20 protein-coding genes and 4 tRNA genes are annotated in these 20807 nt (G+C 65.6%); 15 read left to right on the top strand and 9 right to left on the bottom strand.

The genetic code is table 11. The features are described from left to right. The first annotated feature begins 75 nt into the window (after positions 1-75). The 12 genes from QZY03_RS10465 to QZY03_RS10410 all read left to right on the top strand — a co-directional run bounded on the left by QZY03_RS10465 (position 76) and on the right by QZY03_RS10410 (position 9640). Positions 76-1374: an SUMF1/EgtB/PvdO family nonheme iron enzyme gene (locus QZY03_RS10465; protein WP_295580720.1), complete on the top strand. Its 1299-nt coding sequence runs from the start codon at positions 76-78 to the stop codon at positions 1372-1374. 203 nt (positions 1375-1577) lie between these two features. Then, positions 1578-3518 carry a bifunctional serine/threonine-protein kinase/formylglycine-generating enzyme family protein gene (locus tag QZY03_RS10460; RefSeq protein ID WP_295580718.1) on the top strand — a complete coding sequence of 647 codons (1941 nt, stop codon included), beginning with the start codon at positions 1578-1580 and terminating at the stop codon, positions 3516-3518. 271 nt (positions 3519-3789) lie between these two features. Further along, complete coding sequence (locus tag QZY03_RS10455; protein WP_295580716.1) at positions 3790-4014, top strand: ribbon-helix-helix protein, CopG family; 225 nt, start codon at positions 3790-3792, stop codon at positions 4012-4014. After that, on the top strand, positions 4001-4336 hold the full coding sequence (locus QZY03_RS10450) for a type II toxin-antitoxin system PemK/MazF family toxin (RefSeq protein ID WP_295580714.1): 336 nt from the start codon (positions 4001-4003) through the stop codon (positions 4334-4336). Before QZY03_RS10455 ends, QZY03_RS10450 begins: the two co-directional genes overlap by 14 nt. Positions 4337-4375: 39 nt before the next feature. Further along, a complete protein-coding gene (locus QZY03_RS10445) occupies positions 4376-5983 on the top strand; it encodes a VWA domain-containing protein (protein WP_295580712.1) in 1608 nt (535 codons plus the stop codon). Between the two features lie 11 nt (positions 5984-5994). After that, positions 5995-7248: a protein phosphatase 2C domain-containing protein gene (locus QZY03_RS10440; protein WP_295580710.1), complete on the top strand. Its 1254-nt coding sequence runs from the start codon at positions 5995-5997 to the stop codon at positions 7246-7248. 56 nt (positions 7249-7304) lie between these two features. After that, positions 7305-8495, top strand: a complete 1191-nt coding sequence (gene megL, locus QZY03_RS10435; protein WP_295580708.1) for a methionine gamma-lyase — start codon at positions 7305-7307, stop codon at positions 8493-8495. A 343-nt stretch (positions 8496-8838) separates the two neighbouring features. After that, positions 8839-8915 (top strand) — tRNA-Pro (locus tag QZY03_RS10430). Between the two features lie 25 nt (positions 8916-8940). Beyond that, a tRNA-Arg gene (locus QZY03_RS10425) sits at positions 8941-9017 on the top strand. Positions 9018-9076: 59 nt separating this feature from the next. After that, positions 9077-9152, top strand: a tRNA-His gene (locus QZY03_RS10420). A 79-nt stretch (positions 9153-9231) separates the two neighbouring features. Continuing rightward, positions 9232-9307 (top strand) — tRNA-Lys (locus tag QZY03_RS10415). A 108-nt stretch (positions 9308-9415) separates the two neighbouring features. Beyond that, entirely contained in the window at positions 9416-9640 is a 225-nt protein-coding gene (locus QZY03_RS10410) for a hypothetical protein (protein WP_295580707.1), read from the top strand. Between the two features lie 191 nt (positions 9641-9831). On the opposite strand, the gene QZY03_RS10405 is transcribed toward QZY03_RS10410, so the two are convergent. From QZY03_RS10405 to QZY03_RS10390, 4 genes are all read right to left on the bottom strand, one after another. Further along, on the bottom strand, positions 9832-10089 hold the full coding sequence (locus QZY03_RS10405) for a hypothetical protein (RefSeq protein ID WP_295580705.1): 258 nt from the start codon (positions 10087-10089) through the stop codon (positions 9832-9834). Between the two features lie 59 nt (positions 10090-10148). After that, positions 10149-10388 carry a DUF1640 domain-containing protein gene (locus QZY03_RS10400; RefSeq protein ID WP_295580703.1) on the bottom strand — a complete coding sequence of 80 codons (240 nt, stop codon included), beginning with the start codon at positions 10386-10388 and terminating at the stop codon, positions 10149-10151. Positions 10389-10536: 148 nt separating this feature from the next. Next, positions 10537-11178 carry a DUF2796 domain-containing protein gene (locus QZY03_RS10395; protein WP_295580701.1) on the bottom strand — a complete coding sequence of 214 codons (642 nt, stop codon included), beginning with the start codon at positions 11176-11178 and terminating at the stop codon, positions 10537-10539. Next, complete coding sequence (locus tag QZY03_RS10390; protein ID WP_295580699.1) at positions 11175-12212, bottom strand: hypothetical protein; 1038 nt, start codon at positions 12210-12212, stop codon at positions 11175-11177. Before QZY03_RS10390 ends, QZY03_RS10395 begins: the two co-directional genes overlap by 4 nt. A gap of 536 nt (positions 12213-12748) precedes the next feature. Here QZY03_RS10390 and icd point away from each other — a divergent pair. After that, positions 12749-14005 carry an NADP-dependent isocitrate dehydrogenase gene (gene icd, locus QZY03_RS10385; RefSeq protein WP_295580697.1) on the top strand — a complete coding sequence of 419 codons (1257 nt, stop codon included), beginning with the start codon at positions 12749-12751 and terminating at the stop codon, positions 14003-14005. Positions 14006-14091: 86 nt separating this feature from the next. On the opposite strand, the gene cspD is transcribed toward icd, so the two are convergent. Next, entirely contained in the window at positions 14092-14298 is a 207-nt protein-coding gene (cspD, locus tag QZY03_RS10380; RefSeq protein WP_040528658.1) for a cold shock domain-containing protein CspD, read from the bottom strand. A gap of 281 nt (positions 14299-14579) precedes the next feature. On the opposite strand from cspD, the gene clpS reads away from it, so the two are divergent. Next, positions 14580-14903 carry an ATP-dependent Clp protease adapter ClpS gene (gene clpS, locus QZY03_RS10375; RefSeq protein WP_295580695.1) on the top strand — a complete coding sequence of 108 codons (324 nt, stop codon included), beginning with the start codon at positions 14580-14582 and terminating at the stop codon, positions 14901-14903. A gap of 109 nt (positions 14904-15012) precedes the next feature. Then, positions 15013-17274 (top strand): ATP-dependent Clp protease ATP-binding subunit ClpA, encoded by a 2262-nt coding sequence (clpA, locus tag QZY03_RS10370; protein ID WP_295580693.1) that lies wholly within the window; start codon positions 15013-15015, stop codon positions 17272-17274. Positions 17275-17502: 228 nt separating this feature from the next. Here the strand turns inward: clpA and infA are convergent, their stop codons facing one another. From infA to QZY03_RS10350, 4 genes are all read right to left on the bottom strand, one after another. Continuing rightward, complete coding sequence (infA, locus tag QZY03_RS10365; RefSeq protein WP_012971469.1) at positions 17503-17721, bottom strand: translation initiation factor IF-1; 219 nt, start codon at positions 17719-17721, stop codon at positions 17503-17505. A 299-nt stretch (positions 17722-18020) separates the two neighbouring features. Continuing rightward, complete coding sequence (locus QZY03_RS10360) at positions 18021-18797, bottom strand: arginyltransferase (RefSeq protein WP_295580689.1); 777 nt, start codon at positions 18795-18797, stop codon at positions 18021-18023. Next, positions 18794-19549, bottom strand: a complete 756-nt coding sequence (gene aat, locus QZY03_RS10355) for a leucyl/phenylalanyl-tRNA--protein transferase (protein WP_295580687.1) — start codon at positions 19547-19549, stop codon at positions 18794-18796. The genes QZY03_RS10360 and aat overlap by 4 nt, the downstream gene beginning before the upstream one ends. Then, positions 19546-20748, bottom strand: a complete 1203-nt coding sequence (locus QZY03_RS10350; protein ID WP_295580685.1) for a GNAT family N-acetyltransferase — start codon at positions 20746-20748, stop codon at positions 19546-19548. Before QZY03_RS10350 ends, aat begins: the two co-directional genes overlap by 4 nt. Positions 20749-20807 lie beyond the last annotated feature (59 nt).

Below are 20807 nucleotides of genomic sequence, written 5' to 3'. Positions count from 1 at the left end.
CAGGGTGTTGGTCGATGAATCGGCCGTGTCGAGAATCGCCCACGCCACTCCATCGGCCTCGCGCTCGAGTTTCCAGTGCTTGTAAGGACGGATATCTACGCGGCCGCCGCGGTGCTGTACCGGATGCTGACCGGCAGCGCGCCGCCGGATGCCCATGACCGGACCCAGGGCGAACCCCTGCCGCCGGCCGCGCGGTTCGGTGTCAGCGCCACGGTCAGCGCCGCGCTCGACCGGGCGCTGGCGATGGCGGCCGGCGAGCGGCCGCAGAGCGTGGTTGAGTTGCAGCGGGCATTGGCCGGGGCCGCGGGTGAGGCGGTCGAGGGGAAAGGGCCGGGGCCGACCCCGCCGCCGCGCGAGCCGCCGCGTCCGGGCCGGAAGACCGGCCGTTCACCGCCGCCGCCACCGGCGGGCGGTGCCGGACCCTGGCGCTGGGTCGTCGGCGGTATCCTCGGGGTCGCCGGCATCGTCACGATGGATTATGTGGCCATGCGCGTTGCGGCGCCGGTCGCGCCGATTCCGGCACAGCCTGCGTTGGTCACGGCGCCGCGCCCAGAGAAGCCGACACCGGCGCCCATCCCGCCCGCACCCGTGGTCGTTCCCAAACCCAACACGCCGAACACGCCTGCACGGCTCGCCTTCGAGCCGGAGATGGTGCCTATCCCTGCCGGAAGTTTCCTGATGGGCTCACCGGCGGAGGAACCGGAGCGCAAGGATAGGGAAGGCCCGCAGCACCAGGTGCAGATCCCGGCCTTCGCGTTGGGCAAATACGAGGTCACTTTCGAGCAATGGGATGCCTGCGTCACCGGCGGCGGCTGTGCGCATCGGCCAGCGGACCAAGGTTGGGGCCGCGGCACCCGCCCGGTCACCAATGTCTCCTGGGACGATGCCCAAGAGTATGTCAAGTGGCTGAGCACCCGGACCGGCAAGCACTACCGCCTGCCAAGCGAGGCCGAATGGGAATATGCTGTCCGGGCGGGAACCACGACCCCCTTCAGCACCGGCAACTGCATTATCACCACGCAGGCCAACTATGACGGCAACTACGACTATGCCGGCTGCGGGGCCAAGACCGGGGTCTATCTGGTTAAGACCCAGCCGGTCGGTAGCTACCCAGCCAATCGCTGGGGTCTGTACGACATGCATGGCAACGTCTGGGAATGGGTGCAGGACTGTTGGCATGACAGCTACACCGGCGCGCCCAAAGAAGGTTCAGCTTGGCTCGATGTGTGCGGAACCAGTGGTCGGCGCGTGCTCCGTGGCGGTTCCTGGATCGTCTATCCCCAGGATCTCCGTTCCGCCAATCGCCTCGAGCTCGGTACCGGCTTCCGGTACCACCTGCTCGGTTTTCGCGTGGCCAGGACGCTTACCCCTTGATCCTTTACCCCTTCACCTCCTGGGGGGTCCAGGGGGGTCTCAAGCCCCCTGGTCGCGATTTTTTTGGCCCCGCGATGCGCGATGAGGCCTGCTGCGCGCTGACGGCCATAGGGTGGACAAGCGTAGCGCAGTCCACCATCCGCCGCGTCCGATCCCCGTAATGACAAATTGACGCAAACCAATGCACCACGAGTGACCGCGGCATGACGACCCCGAACCCGGCAACCCTCTGTCCCGGTTGCTTCAAGGAGACCGGCGGGGGCAATCCGTGCCCGCACTGCGGCTTCGACGCGCAGGCGCCGCGCCCGGCCAAGACCCTGGCACCGCGCACCCTGCTGCACGGCCAGTTCCTCGTCGGCCGGGTGCTCGGCAAGCCCGGCGGTTTCGGCATCACCTATCTCGGCTGGGATCTGGGACTGCACCGGCGGGTTGCGATCAAGGAATACTTCCCGCGCGACATTGCCGGGCGCGACGCCGACCGCACCACGGTCACCCCCGACTCGACCGACGATGCGCAGGGCTTCCGGTACGGCCTGGAGCAGTTCCAGGCCGAGGCCCGCACCCTGGCCCGGCTCGACCATCCCAACATCGTGCGCATCCACCAGGTCCTCGCCGCCCACGGCACCGCCTATCTGGTGATGGAGTATTACCCAGGGCTGACGCTCGCCGAGCACCTGGACCGCCAACCGGGCAGCCGTCTGCCCGAGGCCACGGCGCTCGCTCTGATGCAGCAGATCCTGGACGGCCTGCGCGCGGTTCATGCCGAGGGCTTGCTGCACCGCGACATCAAACCGCAGAACATCTATCTCGCCGCCACCCGCGGCGGCAACGCCCGCCCGGTGCTGATCGACTTCGGCGCCGCCCGCCAGGTTGCCGGCGAGCGCAGCCGTTCGCTCTCGGTGTTGCTGACCGAGGGCTATGCCCCGCTGGAGCAATACAGCCGCCGCGGCCATCAAGGCCCCTGGACCGATATCTACGCGGCCGCCGCGGTGCTGTACCGGATGCTCACCGGCAGCGCGCCGCCGGATGCCCATGACCGGACTCAGGGCGAACCCCTCCCGCCGGCCGCGCGGTTCGGTGTCAGCGCCACGGTCAGTGCCGCGCTCGACCGGGCGCTGGCGATGGCGGCCGGCGAGCGGCCGCAGAGCGTGGTTGAGTTGCAGGAGGCATTGGCTGGGGGCAAGGTGCCGCCAGCGCCAGCGCCAGCGCCAGCGCTGCCGCCAGCGCCTCGGCCGCCACCACCACCGCCACCGCCCGAACCCGGGTGGAAGCCTGCGCCCTGGGTCGGTGCTGCCGCGCTGTTTGCGATAATGGCCGTATTGATCGGTCTTAGGCTCTGGGTGAATCATCAGGACGCAAAGGAGCGCGCGGAACAGGAGCGGGCGGCAGCGGCCGAGCAGGTGCGGCGCGTCGAGTCCGAGCTGGTCCGCATCCCGGCCGGTCGATTCCTGATGGGCTCGCCACCGGGCGAAGCGGAGCGGGAGGATAACGAAGGCTCGCAGCACCAGGTTGAGGTGCCGGCCTTTGAACTCGGCAAGTATGAGGTCACCTTCGACCAATGGGATGCCTGCGTCACCCTCGGCGGCTGTACGCACCGGCCGGACGACGAAGGCTGGGGCCGCGGCACCCGGCCGGTCATCAACGTCTCCTGGGACGACGCCCAAGAATATGTCAAATGGCTCAGTGCCCAAACCGGTACAGCCTACCGGCTGCCGAGCGAGGCCGAATGGGAATACGCCGCCCGCGCCGGCACCACCACGGCGTTCAATACCGGCAACTGCATCACGACCGCACAGGCCAACTATGACGCCAACGATGACTATGCCGGCTGCGGCGCGTATGGGGTCTGGCTGAAAAAGACCCAGTCCGTCGGCAGCTACGCCGCGAACCGCTGGGGTCTCTCTGACATGCACGGCAACGTCTGGGAGTTGGTGCAGGACTGTTATCACGACAGCTACACCCTTGCACCCAAGGACGGATCGGAATGGCGTGATTTTTGCTTTAAACGTGGGCTGCGCGTGCTCCGCGGCGGGTCTTGGTACTTCAGCCCCAGGAACCTGCGCTCTGCCAACCGCAGCTCGGTCAACACCTTCGTCCGGGGCCACGACCTCGGTTTCCGCGTGGCCAGGACGCTTACCCCCTGATCCTTTTCTCCTTTGCCTTTTGGGCGGTTCATGGGGCTCTTGGGGGCCAGGGGGCATAGCCCCCTTGGTCGCGATTTTCTTGGCATCCGCGATGCCCGATAAGGCCCGCCGCGCGCTGACGGCCGTAGGTTGGACGAGCGAGAGCGAAGTCCACCGAGCCCCGCGCGGTGGTCGGTGGACTGCGCTGCGCTTGTCCACCCGACCTGGCTGTTGTTGCAGCGAGGTAGCAGTAACGGTAGCATCGTGAGTAGCAATATTTGGAGAAAAGCCTGTGAGCACCGAGAAGCTATCCATTTCACTCACCCCCGAGGCGATGGGGGTGATCGATGCCTATCGCGCCGCCCATGCGATCAAGAGCCGCTCCCAAGTCATCGAGCGGGCCTTGCGTCGGCTGCGCGAAGATGACCTGGAGTCGGCCTACCGGGAGGCGTCCGCCGCCGATGCCGCGGACTGGGACGCGACGGCCGGCGACGGACTGACCCATGAAGCGTGGTGAGATCCTCTATGCCGATCTCAGCCCCACGGTGGGCTCCGAGATCAATAAACGCCGCCCGGTGCTGATCGTGAGTAACGACGCCAATAATCGCGCGGCGAGCACCGTCACGGTCTTGCCCATCACGTCCAACCTGACCCGGGTCTACCCCTTCGAGGTGGCGCTGTCGCGGGCGGACTCCGGTCTGCCCAAGGATTCCAAAGCCCAGGCTCAGCAGATCCACACCATCGCGAAGGAGCGCATCACCGGCACGGCGCTGGGCCGACTCGCCGGGGACAAACTGCGGGAAGTCGACGCGGCGATCCGTTTGCACCTGGCGCTGTAGGCAGCGTCTCTTGACGCGATGCCACGGAGAAAACCCCAAATGTCAGCCGCCCGATCTTTGTTCCTGACTGGCTGCGTGCTCTTACTCGCGGTGGTACTTGCCCAGACCGCGGCGGCCGGGCCGCCGGCCAGCCTGCAGATCTCCCAGGCAGTGGCCGTGGGGCGGGAGATCGGCGTCTATCTCGAGGTCCGCGACGAGGCGGGAGCGGCGGTGGCCGGGGTCACCGCCGGGCAACTCCATGCCACGGTCGGCGGGCATCCGGCGACGGTGTCCAGCGTGACGCCCTTCGCCGCGGCGCCGACCGGGGTGTTGTACCTGTTTCTGGTGGATCGCTCGCGCTCGCTGTCCGCGCCGCGGTTCGCCCGCATCCGGCAGGCGCTGACCGACTGGGTGGGGGCGCTTGGGGCCGGGGATCGGGCGGCGCTGATCGGTTTTGGTGACCGGGTCCAGGTGCTGGTTGAACCGACCGCCGATACCGCGGCATTGCTGGCCGCCATCGCCGAGCTGGCGCCGACCGATGGCCATACGGCCCTGCACCAGGCACTCGCGCGGGCGATCGATCTCGGGCGGCGGCGGGCGGCGGACTTGCCGGAGCGGCGTGTCATCGTCACCCTCACCGACGGCGTCGACGACGCCCCCGGCGGGATCAGCGCCGAGGAGGTCTACGCGATGCTCGCCGAGGGTCCGGTGCCGATCTATGCGGTCGGGTTCAGCAGCCTCCGTGACCGCGCCCGCCGCGAGGCCGGCCTCGATGCCCTGGGCCGCTTCGCCCGCCGCTCCGGCGGGGTCTTCGTCGACGGCGGCCGGGACGACCCGAGCGCGGCCTTCGCGGCCATGCGGACGCGCATCGCGGAGGTCTATCGGGTCCAGGTCCAGTGTGCGGACTGTCCGCTGGACGGCAACCGCTATCGGCTCCAGATCGACCTGCACGACGCCGGGGTCACGTTGACCGCGGGGACCGACCTGCGCCTGATGCCCGAGGCTTCAGCCGCCGCGCCGCCTCCGGCCGAGCCCGGCACGGCAGTGCCGGACCCGAGCGGGTCGGCGGCGCCCGCCGCCGATGCGGGGCCGAGCCCGGAGGCCGCGCCGCCGGTGCCGATTCCCGCCGAGGCTGTGCCGGCCGCGCGTGCCGCAGCTCCCTGGGCCTGGCTCGCCGGTGGTACTGGCCTGATCGGGGCGCTGATGGTGGTCTTTTTGTTCCGCCGACGGCGCGACCCGGCCGTCTCCGGGGCACTGCGCGAGAGCCCCGCGCCTGAGCCCCTGGCGTTGGAAGACCCCGCCCCGGTCCCCACCGTGCCTGTCGTCACTGCCGCCGGGAGCGGGGGCGCGGCACCGTCGGTGTCGCGGGCGACCGTGACGGCGACCTTCATGACCGGCCGGCGGCGCGGTCAGCAGGTGGTGCTGACCGCGGCCCCCAGTGCGCTGTTCGGGCGCATCCCCGGTTGTGACCTGATCCTCGCCGATGACGCCGAGGTCTCCGCGCAACACGCGGAGATCGAGGCGCTGGACAATGGCTGCCTGGTGCTGCGTGATCGGGGCTCGACCAACGGCACCCGACTCAACGGGATCGCCATCCAGACTACCCATCCACTGCGCGACGGCGATGTGATCGGCATCGGCCGGACCGAGTTGCGCATCGCCCTGTGACCGAGGCCGCCATGGAGATTCAACCCGGAAATGCGCAATGGCAGGGTGCCCGCGACGAGCAGCAGGATGCCTTTGGTTTCCTGGGCTTCGACCATCCCGCCCTGCGTGCCCACGGGGGCGTGCTGCTGGTGCTGGCCGACGGCATGGGCGGCCTGAGCGGCGGGCGTCAGGCGAGCCGGCTCGCGGTGGAGCGGATGATGGCGGCCTATGCGGCGAAGCGCCCGGACGAGCCCATCCCCGCGGCACTGGAGCGGGCGCTGCAAGCCGCCAATCAGGCAGTCTACGACCTGGCCTGCGCCCGCGAGGGCGAGGGGCAGGTCGGCACCACCCTGGTGGCGGTGGTCGTGTGCGGGGCGCAACTGCACTGGGTCGGGGTGGGCGACAGCCGTCTCTATCACTATCGGGCGGCCGACGACACCCTGACCCGGTGCACGGACGACCATACCTACGCCAATCAGCTTTTGCGCCAAGTGGCGGAGGGCCTGTTGAGTCCCGAGGCGGCCGCCGCGGACCCGGATCGTCAGGCGCTGGCGAGCTTTCTGGGGCTGGCGCGCATCCCGGAGATCGACCGCAACCTGCACCCGGTGCACCTGGCTCCCGGCGACCGGCTTCTGGTGTTGAGCGACGGGGTCTACGGCGTCGTGCCCGAGACTGAACTGAAGACCCTGGTCCGGCAAGACCCGCAGGTCGCGGCGCAGGCGCTGATCCAGGCCGTGCAAGCCGCGGCCCGGCCCGACCAGGACAATGCCACCGCGGCCCTGCTGGGACTGGGGGCTGACGCGCCTCCTCCGGAATGTGCGCCCGGCGAGCGGGGGCCGGGCGCGGGCGCCCGGTCTGCGTGGTGGCGCCGGCGGTTGATCGCCGTCATCCTGCTGGGCGTCCTGGCGGCCTTGCCCGGTTTTTATTTCTTCTGGACCAGGAGCACCCAGGACAGCGCGCCCGACCCCAAAGCTTCTGGAGCGGCGGGCCTGGATCTGCCGTCTTCGATCGAGGCCGGGGCAGGGCGGGACACTGAACCGGCTCTTCCGCACGAGCCCGAGGCCGACACCGCACTGCCCAAGCAGCCGCCGCACGGCGCGCCGGTCAAGCGCGAGGGTGGGGCAGCCGCAATGCCAAGTCCGGGCGGCATCCCGCGACCCTCGGTGGATGCGGCGCGCGCGACTGCCGTGGCCGGGTTCCTGACACCGAACAGCGCGCCTTATCCACCCTACAGCCGAGCCGGTTTTCGTCGTCTGGGCTTGAACTCGGTCCGCCACTGCGTTTAGCCTCGCCGCACTCCACCGGCGGCTCGTGCGCCGGCTTCACGAACGACGAGTAAGCGATGAACGACGAACACAGTCTGGGCTTCGCCACCCGCGCGATCCATCAAGGCTATAACCCGCTGGAACACGAGGGGTCGCTGAACCCCCCGGTCTATCTCAACTCCACCTTCGCTTTTCCGGACATCGCCGAGGGTCAGCGGCGCTTTCGCGGTGAGTCGCCCGGCTATGTCTATTCCCGGGTCGGCAATCCGACGGCCACGGTGCTGGAGACCCGTCTGGCGAGTCTGGAAGGGGGCGAGGCGGGGCTTGCCACGGCCTCCGGGATGGGCGCCATCACGTCCGCCTTGTGGACCCTGCTCAAGGCGGGCGACACCATTGTCGCGGATCAGACCCTGTACGGCTGCACCTTCGGCTATCTTGAACACGGGCTCGCGCGCCTGGGCATCGCGGTGCGGTTCGCCGACCTGACGCAGCCGGCCGAGTTGGCCGCGGCGCTGGATGCGCAGACCCGGGTGGTCTTTTTCGAGACTCCCGCCAACCCGAACATGCGCCTGGTGGACATTGCCGCGGTCAGCGCCATCGCCCGGCGGCATGGGGCACTGACCATCGTCGACAACACCTATTGCACGCCCTGCCTGCAGCGCCCGCTGGAGTTGGGGGCGGATCTGGTGGTGCACTCGGCGACCAAGTATCTGGGCGGCCATGGCGATTTGCTGGCCGGGGCGGTGGTCGGGACGCGCGAGATGATCGATCAGATCCGCTTCTTTGGTGTCAAGGAAATGACCGGCGCCTGTATCTCGGCGCTGGACGCCTATCTGGTCCTGCGCGGGCTCAAGACCCTGGAACTGCGGATGGAGCGCCATTGCGACTCGGCCCAGACGCTTGCGGAATTGCTTGAAGCGCACCCGGCGGTGACCCAGGTCTGGTATCCGGGGCTTGCGTCCTTTTCTCAGGGTGAGCTGGCGCGCCGTCAGATGTCGCGCGCCGGCGGCATGATCGCCCTGGAACTGCGCGGCGGCTATGAGGCCGGCGTGCGCTTCATGGACCGCTTGCACCTGGTGACGCGGGCGGTGAGCCTGGGTGACTGCGAGACCCTGGCGCAGCACCCGGCCTCGATGACCCACGCCACCTATGCGCCGGAGGAGCGCGCCCGGCACGGCATCAGCGAGGGCCTGGTGCGGTTGTCGGTCGGGCTGGAGACCTGTGCCGATCTGGCCGCCGATCTCACCCAGGCGCTGGCCGGGGTATGACGTGGCTGGTGCACTGGCGGTCCGACCAGGTCGCGTGGACATTGATCACTGCCGACGCAGCGCTTCCAAATTTGGGTGGCTGCTGCCGACAGCGTGCCGGCGGCGAGGCTGATGGTGGATGCGCTGCGCTTATCCACCCTACAAAACCGGCTCCGCTGTAGGGTGGATAAGGCGCGCCGCTCGGTGTCAGTGACTCGGCACGGCGGTCGCGCGCGCCGCATCCACCAGGGGTCGCGCGATGCCACCCAAATCTTGGAGCTGATGATCCCGATAGTATCTGTTGACTGGTCAAAAAAAAACGCGTACTCTTCCGGGTCTTCGTTTTTGGAACTGTATCCAAATCCGGGGTATAGCGCAGTCTGGTAGCGCGCCTGCTTTGGGAGCAGGATGTCGGGGGTTCGAATCCCTCTACCCCGACCAAACGCCGGATTTCCACGTCTCGCAGGCGCCCGTAGCTCAGCGGGATAGAGCAACGGCCTTCTCAGCCGTGGGACGCAGGTTCGAGTCCTGCCGGGCGCGCCAATTCGATGACTGGCGAGGGGCGTGCCCTGATCGTTCAGTCCGATGTCGGTCAGTCAATGGTGGACGTAGCTCAGTTGGTAGAGCGCAGGGTTGTGGCTCCTGTGGTCGTGGGTTCGATCCCCATCGTCCACCCCACCATTCAAGGTGTCGCGCAGTCGGCAAATCAGGTTGACAACCTGATTTCAATCATTAAACTACGTGGCTCGCATGATTCGGGTCGTTAGCTCAGTTGGTAGAGCAGTGGACTCTTAATCCATCGGTCGTAGGTTCGAATCCTACACGACCCACCAAGTAAAACAGCCGGTTGCGTGATGAGCGTATACCGGCTGTTTTCGTTTTCGGCGGTTATATTCCCAAAATGGGAATATCTTTTCGTCCCTGACCCCGGAGCGCCCACGATGACCGCAGACATTGAAAGCCTGGTACTCGAACACTTGCGCGCGATGCGAGGGGATATCGCAGACATCAAGCAACGGCTCGACCGGATGGATCTTCGGCTGTCTGTCATGGAACAGACGCTAGGCGGCCTGTATGCCCTTTCTGCCAGTGATCGGGAAACCCTACAAACCGTTATTCATCGCGTTGAGCGCATCGAACGGCGGTTGGAACTGACCGACCACTGACCTGGTACGGCCGGGCGTCCGTGCCCGGTGTTCTAGATCGCACAGTGCACCGCAAGGTGTTCGTTTGGGGATTTCCGTGGGGGGCTCTACCTTTTTCGAGTCGAGAGCGCTGCCGAGCGGATAATCCGCCTGGCCGGCGGAGTCGATCAGATGGCCGCCTTGCGCGGCGCGATCTACCGTCCGGTCACGGGTCAACCGTCGCTCAGTTCCAGGCGCCGTTCGATGCGCTCGATTCGCTCCACCAGCCGATCGTGGGCGACCTGCTGAAAGGCCACACTCTCCTCCGCGCCGAGCGCATCGCGCTTGACACGCAACATGGCCGTTTCCAGTCGCGCCATGCGGTCTTTCAGATCGTGAAATCCGCTTTGCATCTCGGTGCGCATCTCCTTGATGTCGGAACGCAGCAGGCGCAGGTGCTCAAGCACGAGGTTGTCAACATCAGCGGTCATCGCGGTATCTCCGGGTGGTCCTCGTCGGGAACCTAGGCCCGCAGCGGTGGGTTGTCAACTCACAGCAGCTTGGTCAGGGCCGCGATCAGCGCCGCCTGGGCGATCAGCAACCCGGCCATCCACTTTACGAGATCGGCCTGAGTGGCGGCTAAACGCGCATCCAGGTAGTCTCGGGTCACCAGTTCCTCGCTGGTGGCCTCGCGGAAGGCGTCGGCAATCGCTTCGGCCTGAGGCGTCGGCAACCCCGCCGCTTCCAGTTTCTTGGCAAAGCGTAAGGTGTCAAAGGTGACTGCGGACATGGTTTGCTCCTGATGTTAACCCTGGGCACGCTAATTCCGGGAGGCGTGGCGGTCAAGTGCCGCAAACTAAACCGTGTCGGCTCCAGCAATCGTCGAGTCTGCCGGGCCGACCTCATCCAAGAACATTGCATACCGCGCTGGGCGCGGTTTAATGCAGTGGTATGAAGTTGACGATCGGGTTGCTCGGGGTCGCGATGGCGGCGCCTTGCCCTTGGGCCGTCGTGTAGTGGACATGGGCTTGCCGCAGGGCCGGAAAGCCGACGAAGAGTCCGATGGCGGCGGAGTGCAGTTCGCCCGGCAGGGCGCAGCCGAAGCGGTAACTTGCACCCAGGTCGGCCGTGCCTTTGCGTATCCGTGGATCAGCGTCGACCTTGGCGCTTTCGAGCACGCACCTTGCCTGGGTGTTGAAGCGCACGAGCGCGTCTCCGGATTGGAGGTTTTCCGCCGCGAGCTTGAGGTCATCGCGTTGAGCCGCGTTGCCGGGGTCCCCGGCGAACCCCACGAGCGTCAAGGCCGGGGCGGTCAGTTCCACCCGGACGGTGCCGCCGTCGGTGCGAATGGTGACTTTGGCGATGCCCGCGTCGGGCGCGGCACCCTGGGTCAGGGTAACGGCGGTGACCGCCAGTATCCCGCTGAGGAAGGGTAAGCAGCGGGGTCTTGCTCGCAACGCTGCGGTCGCCGCAGTTCGCGGCAGCCGATCGCGCCGTGCGCCGTGTCCGGCTTCCACGCGAGGGGGGCGGGTCATGTCCGGGTGGGCGTGCGGCGAACACCCGGTCAGTCGGTGGTTCATTTCAGCGCGCGGCAGACCCCGTTCTGGCACTTCAACAGGTAGCCCGCGGAGTCGACACAGGATACCTTGTGGATCTCGCCGTCAGAGTGGGTCTCGATTAATTGCGATCCGGCATCCGTGACGGTGCACCCACGCAAGCGCGCATATTGCTCGGCATAGTAGGCCCAGGTACCGGTGCCGCCCGCCTGGCTTAGTGTCAGCATGTTGTCCTCTGGGGCAAGCGGTGCGGGCGTCGGCTCCGGTTCCGGCAGCGTGAGCGGGCGTGTGGCCGCGCTGTCGGTGGTGAGCGCACTGCTGCCGTCAATCACCGGAGCGGGTGACCGGGTGGTCTCGGGCGATCGCGGGGCAGGGCTCGCCACGGGCGGCGGCGTCGGTGCGGCCGAGGGGCGAGGCGCCGCCGGGGTGGCGACGGGACCGCTGGTGGCACTCGGATTGGCCGGGGTCGTTTCGGTCAGCGTCTCTCCCCATACTTTCACCAGTGGGTTGTCGGCGGGCGCGTTGGCCGGATCGGCGACTCGGTTCTGGGTGCCGTCCGTGTGCGGCGGGATGGCGTTGGTGACGCGCTGCCCGTTGGCACCCCAGTTTGACCGCAGTGACTCGAGCGATTGGGTCAAGGCATCCCGATAATTTTCAGTGTAGTCGACACGTTGGGGCGCCCGCCCGCCCGGCGGCTGACTAACCAGGGTGGCGCGCAGGGCGACATTGATCCCGCCCGACTGTTCGGTGAAGGCCGAGGTCACCTCGATCATGGGCGGGGGGGCGCCGCCGACCGCGCCGAGTGCAGCGGCGGTCGGTGAGGCGGGGGCGACCTGCCGCTGAACGACCAGGAGGTCATTCGTGGATTTGACGATGGTCCAGCCTTTCGCACGCGCGGAACCCATGGCCAGACCCTTGACCTCGTCACGACTGGCGCCGGGGATCAGCAGTTGTGGGCGATGGCTGGCATTGAAGCCATCCGCCTCCATGGTCCCGGCGCACCCGGCCAATAGCCAGGCGCCGAGTGTCAATACGCTGACAGTCGCGAACGAACGCATTTTCAATCGATCCTCCGGACGAACAGCCGACGCGGGCACGCCCGTTGCGGGCGCCCGTAAGCGCACGATGCTAGCATAGTGGGTGCGGCGGCGGAGCCCATGTCGCGGCGCCGTGCGACCCTGACCATGCCGCGATCGACGGAGGACGTCGCGAAGGTCCGGTTGTTCGGGTGCCCGGTCGGGTTAGGGTTCGTCCCAGGTGGCCGCGAAACCGTCTCTGGTCCACCAGAGGATTGCCAGGAGGCCGCCGATGAGGACCGCGGCGAAAAGTGCGAATAAGGTCCAGATCATGTGCGTCTACCCCTTTTATAAAAGGTTTTTTGGGTGCCCGCGTGCAGCGGACCCGACCATGGGGGCGCCGTCGCTCTGGTTGGAGTGATGCGGGCGGCGCCAGACTCATGCTCAGTGTCACTATTGCACGGGGTACGGGCCGGTTGCTGAGGAATGCTTCACAGAAGCACGGTGCGGACGAACACCGCTGACCGCGCTGGGATGGTAGGATTGAGGTTTACGGCGACCCAGAGAGAGTACCGACGATGGCCTATGAGAAGATAACAATCCCGGCGGACGGCGCGAAGATCCAGGTGAACCCGGACTTTTCCTTGTCGGTTCCCGACCAACCCATCATCCCTTACATCGAGGGCGACGGCATCGGCATCGATATCACCCCGGTGATGATCGCGGTGACCGACGCGGCTGTACACAAAGCCTACGGGGGCCAGCGCCGCATCCACTGGATGGAGATTTACGCCGGCGAGAAGTCCACCCGCACCTACGGCGAGGATGTGTGGCTGCCGGACGAAAGCCTGCAAGCGGTCAAGGAGTTCGTGGTCTCGATCAAGGGGCCGCTGACGACTCCGGTGGGCGGCGGCATCCGTTCGCTCAACGTCACCTTGCGTCAGCAACTCGACCTCTATGTTTGCCTGCGGCCGGTCCGCTACTTCAAGGGGACGCCGAGTCCGCTCAAGGAGCCCGAGCACACCGACATGGTGATCTTCCGCGAGAACGCGGAGGATATCTATGCCGGTATCGAGTGGCAGGAGGGCACTCCGGAAGTCAAGAAGGTCATCGACTTCCTGCAGCGCGAGATGGGTGTGACCAAGATCCGCTTCCCGGCGACCTCCGGCATCGGCGTCAAACCGGTCTCGCGTGAAGGGACCGAGCGCCTGGTGCGCAAGGCGATCCAGTATGCGATCGATAACGATCGCGCCTCGGTGACCCTGGTGCACAAGGGCAACATCATGAAGTTCACCGAAGGGGCCTTCAAGCAGTGGGGTTATGACCTGGCGAAGTCTGAATTCGGTGCGGTGGAAATCGATGGCGGACCCTGGTGCCGGTTCAAGAGTCCCAAGACCGGCCGGGAGATCGTAATCAAGGACGTGATCGCGGATGCCTTCCTTCAGCAGATTCTGTTGCGGCCCAAGGACTATGCCGTGATCGCGACCCTTAACCTCAACGGCGACTATATTTCCGACGCGCTCGCCGCTCAGGTCGGAGGCATCGGCATGGCGCCTGGCGCCAACCTGTCGGATTCGGTGGCCATGTTCGAGGCGACGCACGGAACCGCCCCCAAGTACGCGGGGAGGGACCAGGTCAACCCCAGTTCCCTGCTGTTGTCAGCCGAGATGATGCTGCGGCACATGGGGTGGGTCGAAGCGGCTGATCTGATCATCAAGGGCGTGGAGGGTGCCATCGCGGCGAAGACCGTGACCTATGACCTGGAGCGGCTGTTGCCCGGCGCCACCAAGGTCAGTTGTTCAGGATTCGGCGAAGCGGTCATCGCCGAGATGTAGGTCGTGAAAAACGGGCGTGCCGCACTGGCGGCACGCCCGTTGGTCCGGTGGCCCCGTCGTCAGACAACCGACGGGGGTGCGGGTTGTCAGCTCACGCGATGGACCGCGGCAGCGTGCAGACCTTTTGGCCCCTGGCTGACCTCGAACTCGACCTTTTGGCCTTCTCGCAGCGTCTTGTAACCATCCATGTCGATCGAGGAGAAGTGTACGAACACGTCTTCCTCGCGGCCATCGGGCTTGACGAACCCATAACCCTTTGCATTGTTGAACCACTTAACAATACCGGTGATCATTGAAACGTACTCCTCCGGGGTTTCCGAGGTTCGCTCGGTGTAATCTTTGTTGTTTGGCATGGCGCCATACCTTGAATCCGGCGAGCGGCGCCATACGTCCCTAGTATAGTGAGTTGATTTGGTTGGTCAAACAGGATGCGCGTCCGGTCGTCCTGCACCAGTATGGCGCGTCCGGCAGGTGGGCCGGCGCGGGTCGCAGATGCTTCCCGTATTTCACGGCGCGTGACCAGGGGTCATAATGTCCGTCGCATCCAGGCGAAATTTGTCTAGAATCCCGAATCATGAGCAACGCAAATCCCAACGAGGAACGTGAATCCGGGCTGACGGTTCAGGAGACGCGACCAAAATTGCGCCGCCCTCCGTTGTTCAAGGTGTTGTTGTTGAACGATGACTACACCCCCATGGAGTTCGTGGTCCAAGTGTTGGAAACTTTTTTCGCGATGAACCGGGAAAAGGCGACACAGATCATGCTCCATGTGCACACGCGGGGGGTGGGGGTCTGCGGTGTCTATACGAGAGACATCGCTGAAACTAAGGTGGTGCAGGTCAACGACTTCGCCCGCAGTCATCAGCACCCACTGATGTGTACCATGGAGGAAGCCTGATGCAGACAGTCAGACTGAGCGTGCCTCGCTCGGGCGAGACCCCGCCGCGGCGCCAGGCGGCACCAAGGCAGACATATTCGGTTTCACTAACCCCGCTTGGACAAGTCCGATGCTGAGTAAAGAGCTTGAGTTCACGTTAAACCGCGCCTTCAAAGAGGCGCGCGAGAAGCATCACGAGTACATGACCGTGGAACACATGCTCTTGTCGCTTCTGGATAATCCAGCGGCAGTCAAGGTGTTGCGCGCGTGTGGAGCCGATGCTGAACGTCTGCGCCGTGAAATCACGGCCTTTATCGACGAGACCACGCCCCTGATTCCGGTGCACGAGGAGCGCGATACCCAGCCGACTCTGGGTTTCCAGCGGGTGCTTCAGCGCGCGGTCTTCCATGTGCAGTCCGCCGGGAAGAAAGAGGTCACGGGTGCCAACGTGTTGGTGGCGCTGTTCAGCGAACAGGACTCCCAGGCGGTCTACCTGCTGAATCAGCAGGACATCAGCCGTCTGGATGTCGTCAACTACATCTCACACGGCATCTCGAAAGTCCCGGGTGAAACGGCCGAGGATGAGAGTCAGGGCGAGGTCGAGGAAGCGCGCGGGGAGGAGCGCGAGGGGGCGAGCCCCCTGGAGAGTTTCGCGAGCAACCTCAATGAGATGGCCCGCCAAGGGCGCATCGATCCATTGATCGGGCGCGCGGCGGAAGTCGAGCGGACGATTCAGATTCTCTGCCGTCGGCGCAAGAACAACCCGCTGTTCGTGGGTGAGGCGGGCGTCGGCAAGACCGCGATCGCCGAGGGTCTGGCCAAGAAGATCGTGGATCGTGAGGTCCCGGAGGTGCTGAACGACGCCGTGATCTACGCGCTCGATCTGGGCGGGCTGGTGGCCGGCACCAAGTACCGCGGCGATTTCGAGAAGCGTCTCAAGGCCGTGCTTGCTCAGCTCAAGCGTCAGCCCCACGCCATCCTGTTCATCGACGAGATCCACACCATCATCGGCGCCGGTTCGGCCTCGGGCGGGGTGATGGACGCCTCCAACCTGATCAAGCCGGTGTTGGCCTCGGGTGATTTGCGCTGCATCGGCTCGACCACCTATCAGGAATATCGCGGTATTTTCGAGAAGGATCGGGCGCTCGCCCGGCGTTTTCAGAAGATCGACATCGACGCGCCGAGTGTCGAGGAGACGATCGAGATTCTCAAGGGACTGAAATCGCGGTTCGAAGCCCATCATCAGGTGACCTACACCAATCCGGCGTTGCGGGCGGCCGCCGAACTCTCCAACCGCTATATCAACGATCGGCACCTGCCGGACAAGGCGATCGACGTGATCGACGAGGCCGGAGCCAATGTGCAGCTCATGAGTCCGTCCAAGCGCAAGAAGCGCATCGACGTGGCGGATGTGGAGTCGATCGTCGCCAAAATGGCACGCATTCCGCCAAAAAAGGTCTCGGTGTCCGATACCGAATCCTTACGCAACCTGGATCGCGACCTGAAGATGGTGGTGTTCGGTCAGGATGCCTCCATCGACGCGCTGACTGCCGCGATTCGCATGAACCGATCGGGTCTGGGTCACGAGGAGAAGCCGATCGGCTCCTTCCTCTTTACCGGCCCGACCGGTGTCGGCAAGACCGAGGTCACCAGGCAACTCGCCCGTGTCCTGGGCATGGAGTTGATCCGCTTCGACATGTCCGAGTACATGGAGCGCCACACGGTGTCCCGTCTGATCGGCGCCCCCCCCGGCTATGTCGGTTTCGATCAGGGTGGTCTGTTGACCGAGGAGATCAACAAGCATCCCCATGCCGTGCTGCTGCTCGACGAGGTCGAGAAAGCCCATCCGGATGTGTTCAACCTGCTGCTCCAGGTGATGGATCACGGCACGCTGACCGATAACAACGGCCGCAAGGCGGACTTTCGCAGCGTGGTGCTGGTGATGACCACAAACGCGGGGGCGGCCGAGACCGCGCGCCGCTCCATGGGCTTTTCCGAGCAGGATCACGCGACGGATGGGTTGGAGGCGCTCAAGCGCTACTTCACACCCGAGTTCCGTAACCGGCTGGATGCGGTGGTGCAGTTCAGTCCCTTGGGGCCGGAAACGATCAAGAGCGTGGTCGACAAGTTCATTTTTGAACTCGAGCAGCAACTTCTGGATAAGAAGGTTTCACTGTCCGTGGACACGGCCGCGCGCGCCTGGATCGCCGAGAAGGGGTACGATCCCAAGATGGGCGCACGACCCATGGCGCGGGTGATTCAGGATCACATCAAGAAGCCGCTGGCGAACGAATTGCTGTTCGGATCACTGGCCGGCGGGGGTGCCGTCCGCGTTTATGTGGATGCCGACGCCCTGGCGTTCGAGATCGACGTGGCCAAAGCGCCCCATTAAGTGATTGTCGGAACAGGATGCGACTGAAATCGCCCGAGCAGAACGTGGTCAGCTGCTGAACGGCGCGTGATGCACACCGGCCCGGCACGACACCGAACTCCAATGACTGGGGTCCGGCTGATGCCGGTCTGGGGTTCTATGGCAGTGTCCCCGACGCTTCGCTACGATTGAGCGAAAGACGCTGATCGCGCGCGTTGCCTCATGTCGGGGTGGGGCGTGGCCTAAGCATCAGCGGGCGCGGTAGACGATACGTCCTTTGGTGAGGTCGTACGGTGTCAGCTCAACTGTGACTTTGTCGCCGGTCAAAATACGGATGTAGTGCTTGCGCATTTTACCGGAGATGTGAGCGGTCACGGTGTGACCATTCTCCAGTTGTACTCGAAACACGGTGTTGGGCAAGGTCTCCGTGACCGTCCCTTCCATCTGGATAACGTCGTCTTTAGACATGGTTCATAGATATTAAAAAAACAGCTCCGGGGCTGGTGAAGCGCCGGGAGTATAACACAGGATCAGCCGGCGATCCCGAACAGAGCGTGCCGCGGGTGCGATCAGACGTGATGTGGTTTGTTGGGGCCAGGCCTTTCGGTCGGATGGGCAGAGCGAGCGCGATGCCCATCCTCGAGCGTCGCGGTGGCCGGATGGGCATCGCGCTCGAGTGTTGGCAAGCGCTGAAATGTTGGGGTTCGTTCCTCACCCCAATCTACGGCATCGCGATGTTTTCGGGTTCGGAGCGAATGAGTTCACAATCAGTGTTCCCCATCTGTCCCGCCGGCAGTGGTCACGACCTGTGGCATCAGGTGAGACCAGCGTCGTCCGTCCCAGGCCTCCAGCGGCGCGAAGTGTGCCTTGTAGGCCATTTTGCGCGATGCTTCGATCCAGTAGCCCAGATAGACATAGGGCTGTCGCAGGCGTCGGGCGCATTCGATCTGAGTGAGTACCGCGAAGGTGCCCAGTCCGCGGCTGGACAGGTCGGGGTCAAAGAAGGTGTAGACCGCGGACAGTCCGTCGGGGAGCAGGTCGGTGACCGCGACCCCCGCCAATTGGCCGTCCAGGCGTAGCTCCAGAAAGCGTGTCACGCCGCCCCAGGGCTCGACCAGGAAGCGCCGATAGCTCTCCAGGCTGGTGTCGCCGGCCATGGCGCCGTCCGGATGACGGCTGGCCAGATAGCGCAGGTAGAGCCTGAAATGGCCGGGATCGAAGGCCGCCGGGGTATCGATGACCTGCAGATCCTGGACATTGCGCGCCCAATTGCGCCGTTGGGAGCGGTTCGGGCGGAAGGCGGCGACCGGGATTCGCACCGGTACGCAGCGGGCGCAGCCCCGGCAGGCGGGTCGGTAGACATGGGCGCCGCTGCGTCGAAAGCCCTGACTCACCAGGGCCTGATAGGTGTGCGAGTCCATGCGCGCCAGCGGGTCGACGAAGAGCGTTCTGGCGTTGCGCCCCTCCAGGTAAGCGCAGGGGTGTTCGGCGGTCAGGTAGAGCGCAAGTTGACGCGCGCGGCTGGCCTCATCGTCCGGGTTCATGAGGGGGCTCCGCTGGTTTCGGTGGGTGACGGGTCAGTGGGTTGGACCGCGGGATAGTGGCGGGCGCCGTCATCCCAGCTTCCGGGAACCCCGGGGGCGTCGCGGTAGCGCGCGAGCGCGGCGACGAACCGACTGCGCGGCACTTCCACCGCGCCGAGACGCATCAGGTGCGCGGTGCGCATCTGGCAATCGATCATCCCGAAGCCCCAGGCCGCAAGTCGCTGACAGAGCGCGACGAGTGCGATCTTGGAGGCGTCGGCCGTGCGGCTGAACATGGACTCGCCGAAGAAGGCCCGACCAAGGGCGACCCCATAGAGCCCGCCGACGAGTTGGTCGCCAGCCCAGACTTCCACCGAGTGGCCCATCCCCAGATGATGCAGGGTCGTGTAGGCGGCGATCATTTCCGGTGCGATCCAGGTGCCATCGGCACCGTCGCGCGGGGCCGCGCAGGCGCGGATGACGTTGCCGAAGTCCCGATCCATGGTGACCGCCAGTTGGCGCCGCCGTAACCGCTTGCGCAGGCTGCGGGAGAGATGGATCTGGTCCGGCAGGAGCACGGTGCGCGGGTCGGGTGACCACCAGAGGATGGGGTCGCCGGGATTGAACCAGGGGAAGATGCCGTGTCGGTAGGCGCTGGTCAGGCGCTCCGGGCTCAGGTCCGCGCCGGCGGCCAGCAAACCGTTGGGCTCACGCAGGGCCCGGCGCACATCCGGAAAGGGGCGGGGATCGTTGGGTGCGAGCAGCGGGATCATGCGCGTGGATTCAGGTCCCCGAGCGCCGACGGGTCGGGTACGGCAGGCGGCTCGCGGTAGGGGCTGTGACCGTGCATGTCCTCGTGGTACTCGTTCATTCCCTCGGTTTCGTTGGCGAGAAAGCGGGCGATGGCCGCGCGAAAGCGCGGGTCGGCGATCCAATGGGCCGACCAGGTGGGGGTCGGCAGGAAGCCGCGGCTGACCTTGTGTTCTCCCTGAGCGCCCGGCTCGAAGCGTGTCAGTCCGTTCTCGATGCAATAGTCGAGGCCCTGATAATAGCAAGCCTCGAAGTGCAGGCTGTGAAATTCCTTGGAGCAGCCCCAGTGGCGTCCGAAGAGCGCGTGCTCGCCGATCAGGTTGAAGGCGGCGGCGACGATGGCGTCCTTGCCCTGCGTCTGACCATGGTAGGCGAATACCAGGAGCAGGTCGGAGCCCATGGTCTCGCCGATTTCTTGAAAGAAGGGCAAGGTCAGGGTCGGCAGTCCGCCGCGCTTGTCGAAGGTGTCGCGGTACAGCCAGTGGAATCGGACCCATTCCGCCTCGCTGACCGTGTCCCCGCGTCGCCGCACGATGCTGACCCCGGCCTCCTGAACCCGGCGCCGTTCCCGCTTCACCTTCTTGCGTTTCTCGGCGGTGAAGGTCGCGAGGAAATCATCGAACGCGTGGTAGCCCGGGTTGGTCCAGTGAAACTGGCAGCCGACCCGGCGCAGCAGGCCGCGGGTTTCCAGTAAATCGGTTTCCGGTCGGGTGGTGAAGAGCCAGTGCAGCGACGACACACCCAGCCGTTCGGCGACCCGTACCGCGCCATCGGCCAGTGCGCGGGCATACTCTTCCCGCTTGGGGGTCTCGCCGGTCAGCAGTCGCGGGCCGGTGGCGGGGGTGTAGGGCGAGGCGACGACCAGTTTGGGGTAGTAGGCGAGTCCCTGGCGTTGGTAGGCGTCGGCCCAGGCCCAATCGAAGACCAGTTCGCCGTAGGAATTGAACTTGATGTAGCAGGGCGCCGCGGCGACCAGGGTACCCGTGGCGTCGCGCAAGGCCAGGTGGTGCGGGATCCAGCCGAGCGCCTCGCCGACGCAGCCATGACGTTCCATAGCGGCCAGGAACTCGTGACGCAGGAAAGGTGAATCGTTGCCCGCCAGTCGGTTCCAGTCGGTTGCCGGAATCTCGCGGATGGCGTCGTGGGTGCTGAGGGTATACATGGGCCCGGGTGCTCGGCGTCTCGATGACCCGGAGAGATGCGGGCTGCCGGTGCTGAGAA

Source organism: uncultured Lamprocystis sp. (assembly GCF_903933125.1).
Taxonomy (GTDB): domain Bacteria; phylum Pseudomonadota; class Gammaproteobacteria; order Chromatiales; family Chromatiaceae; genus Thiodictyon.
The sequence above is the reverse complement of the archived record's forward strand: the minus strand, read 5'-3'. Positions and strand labels throughout refer to the sequence as shown.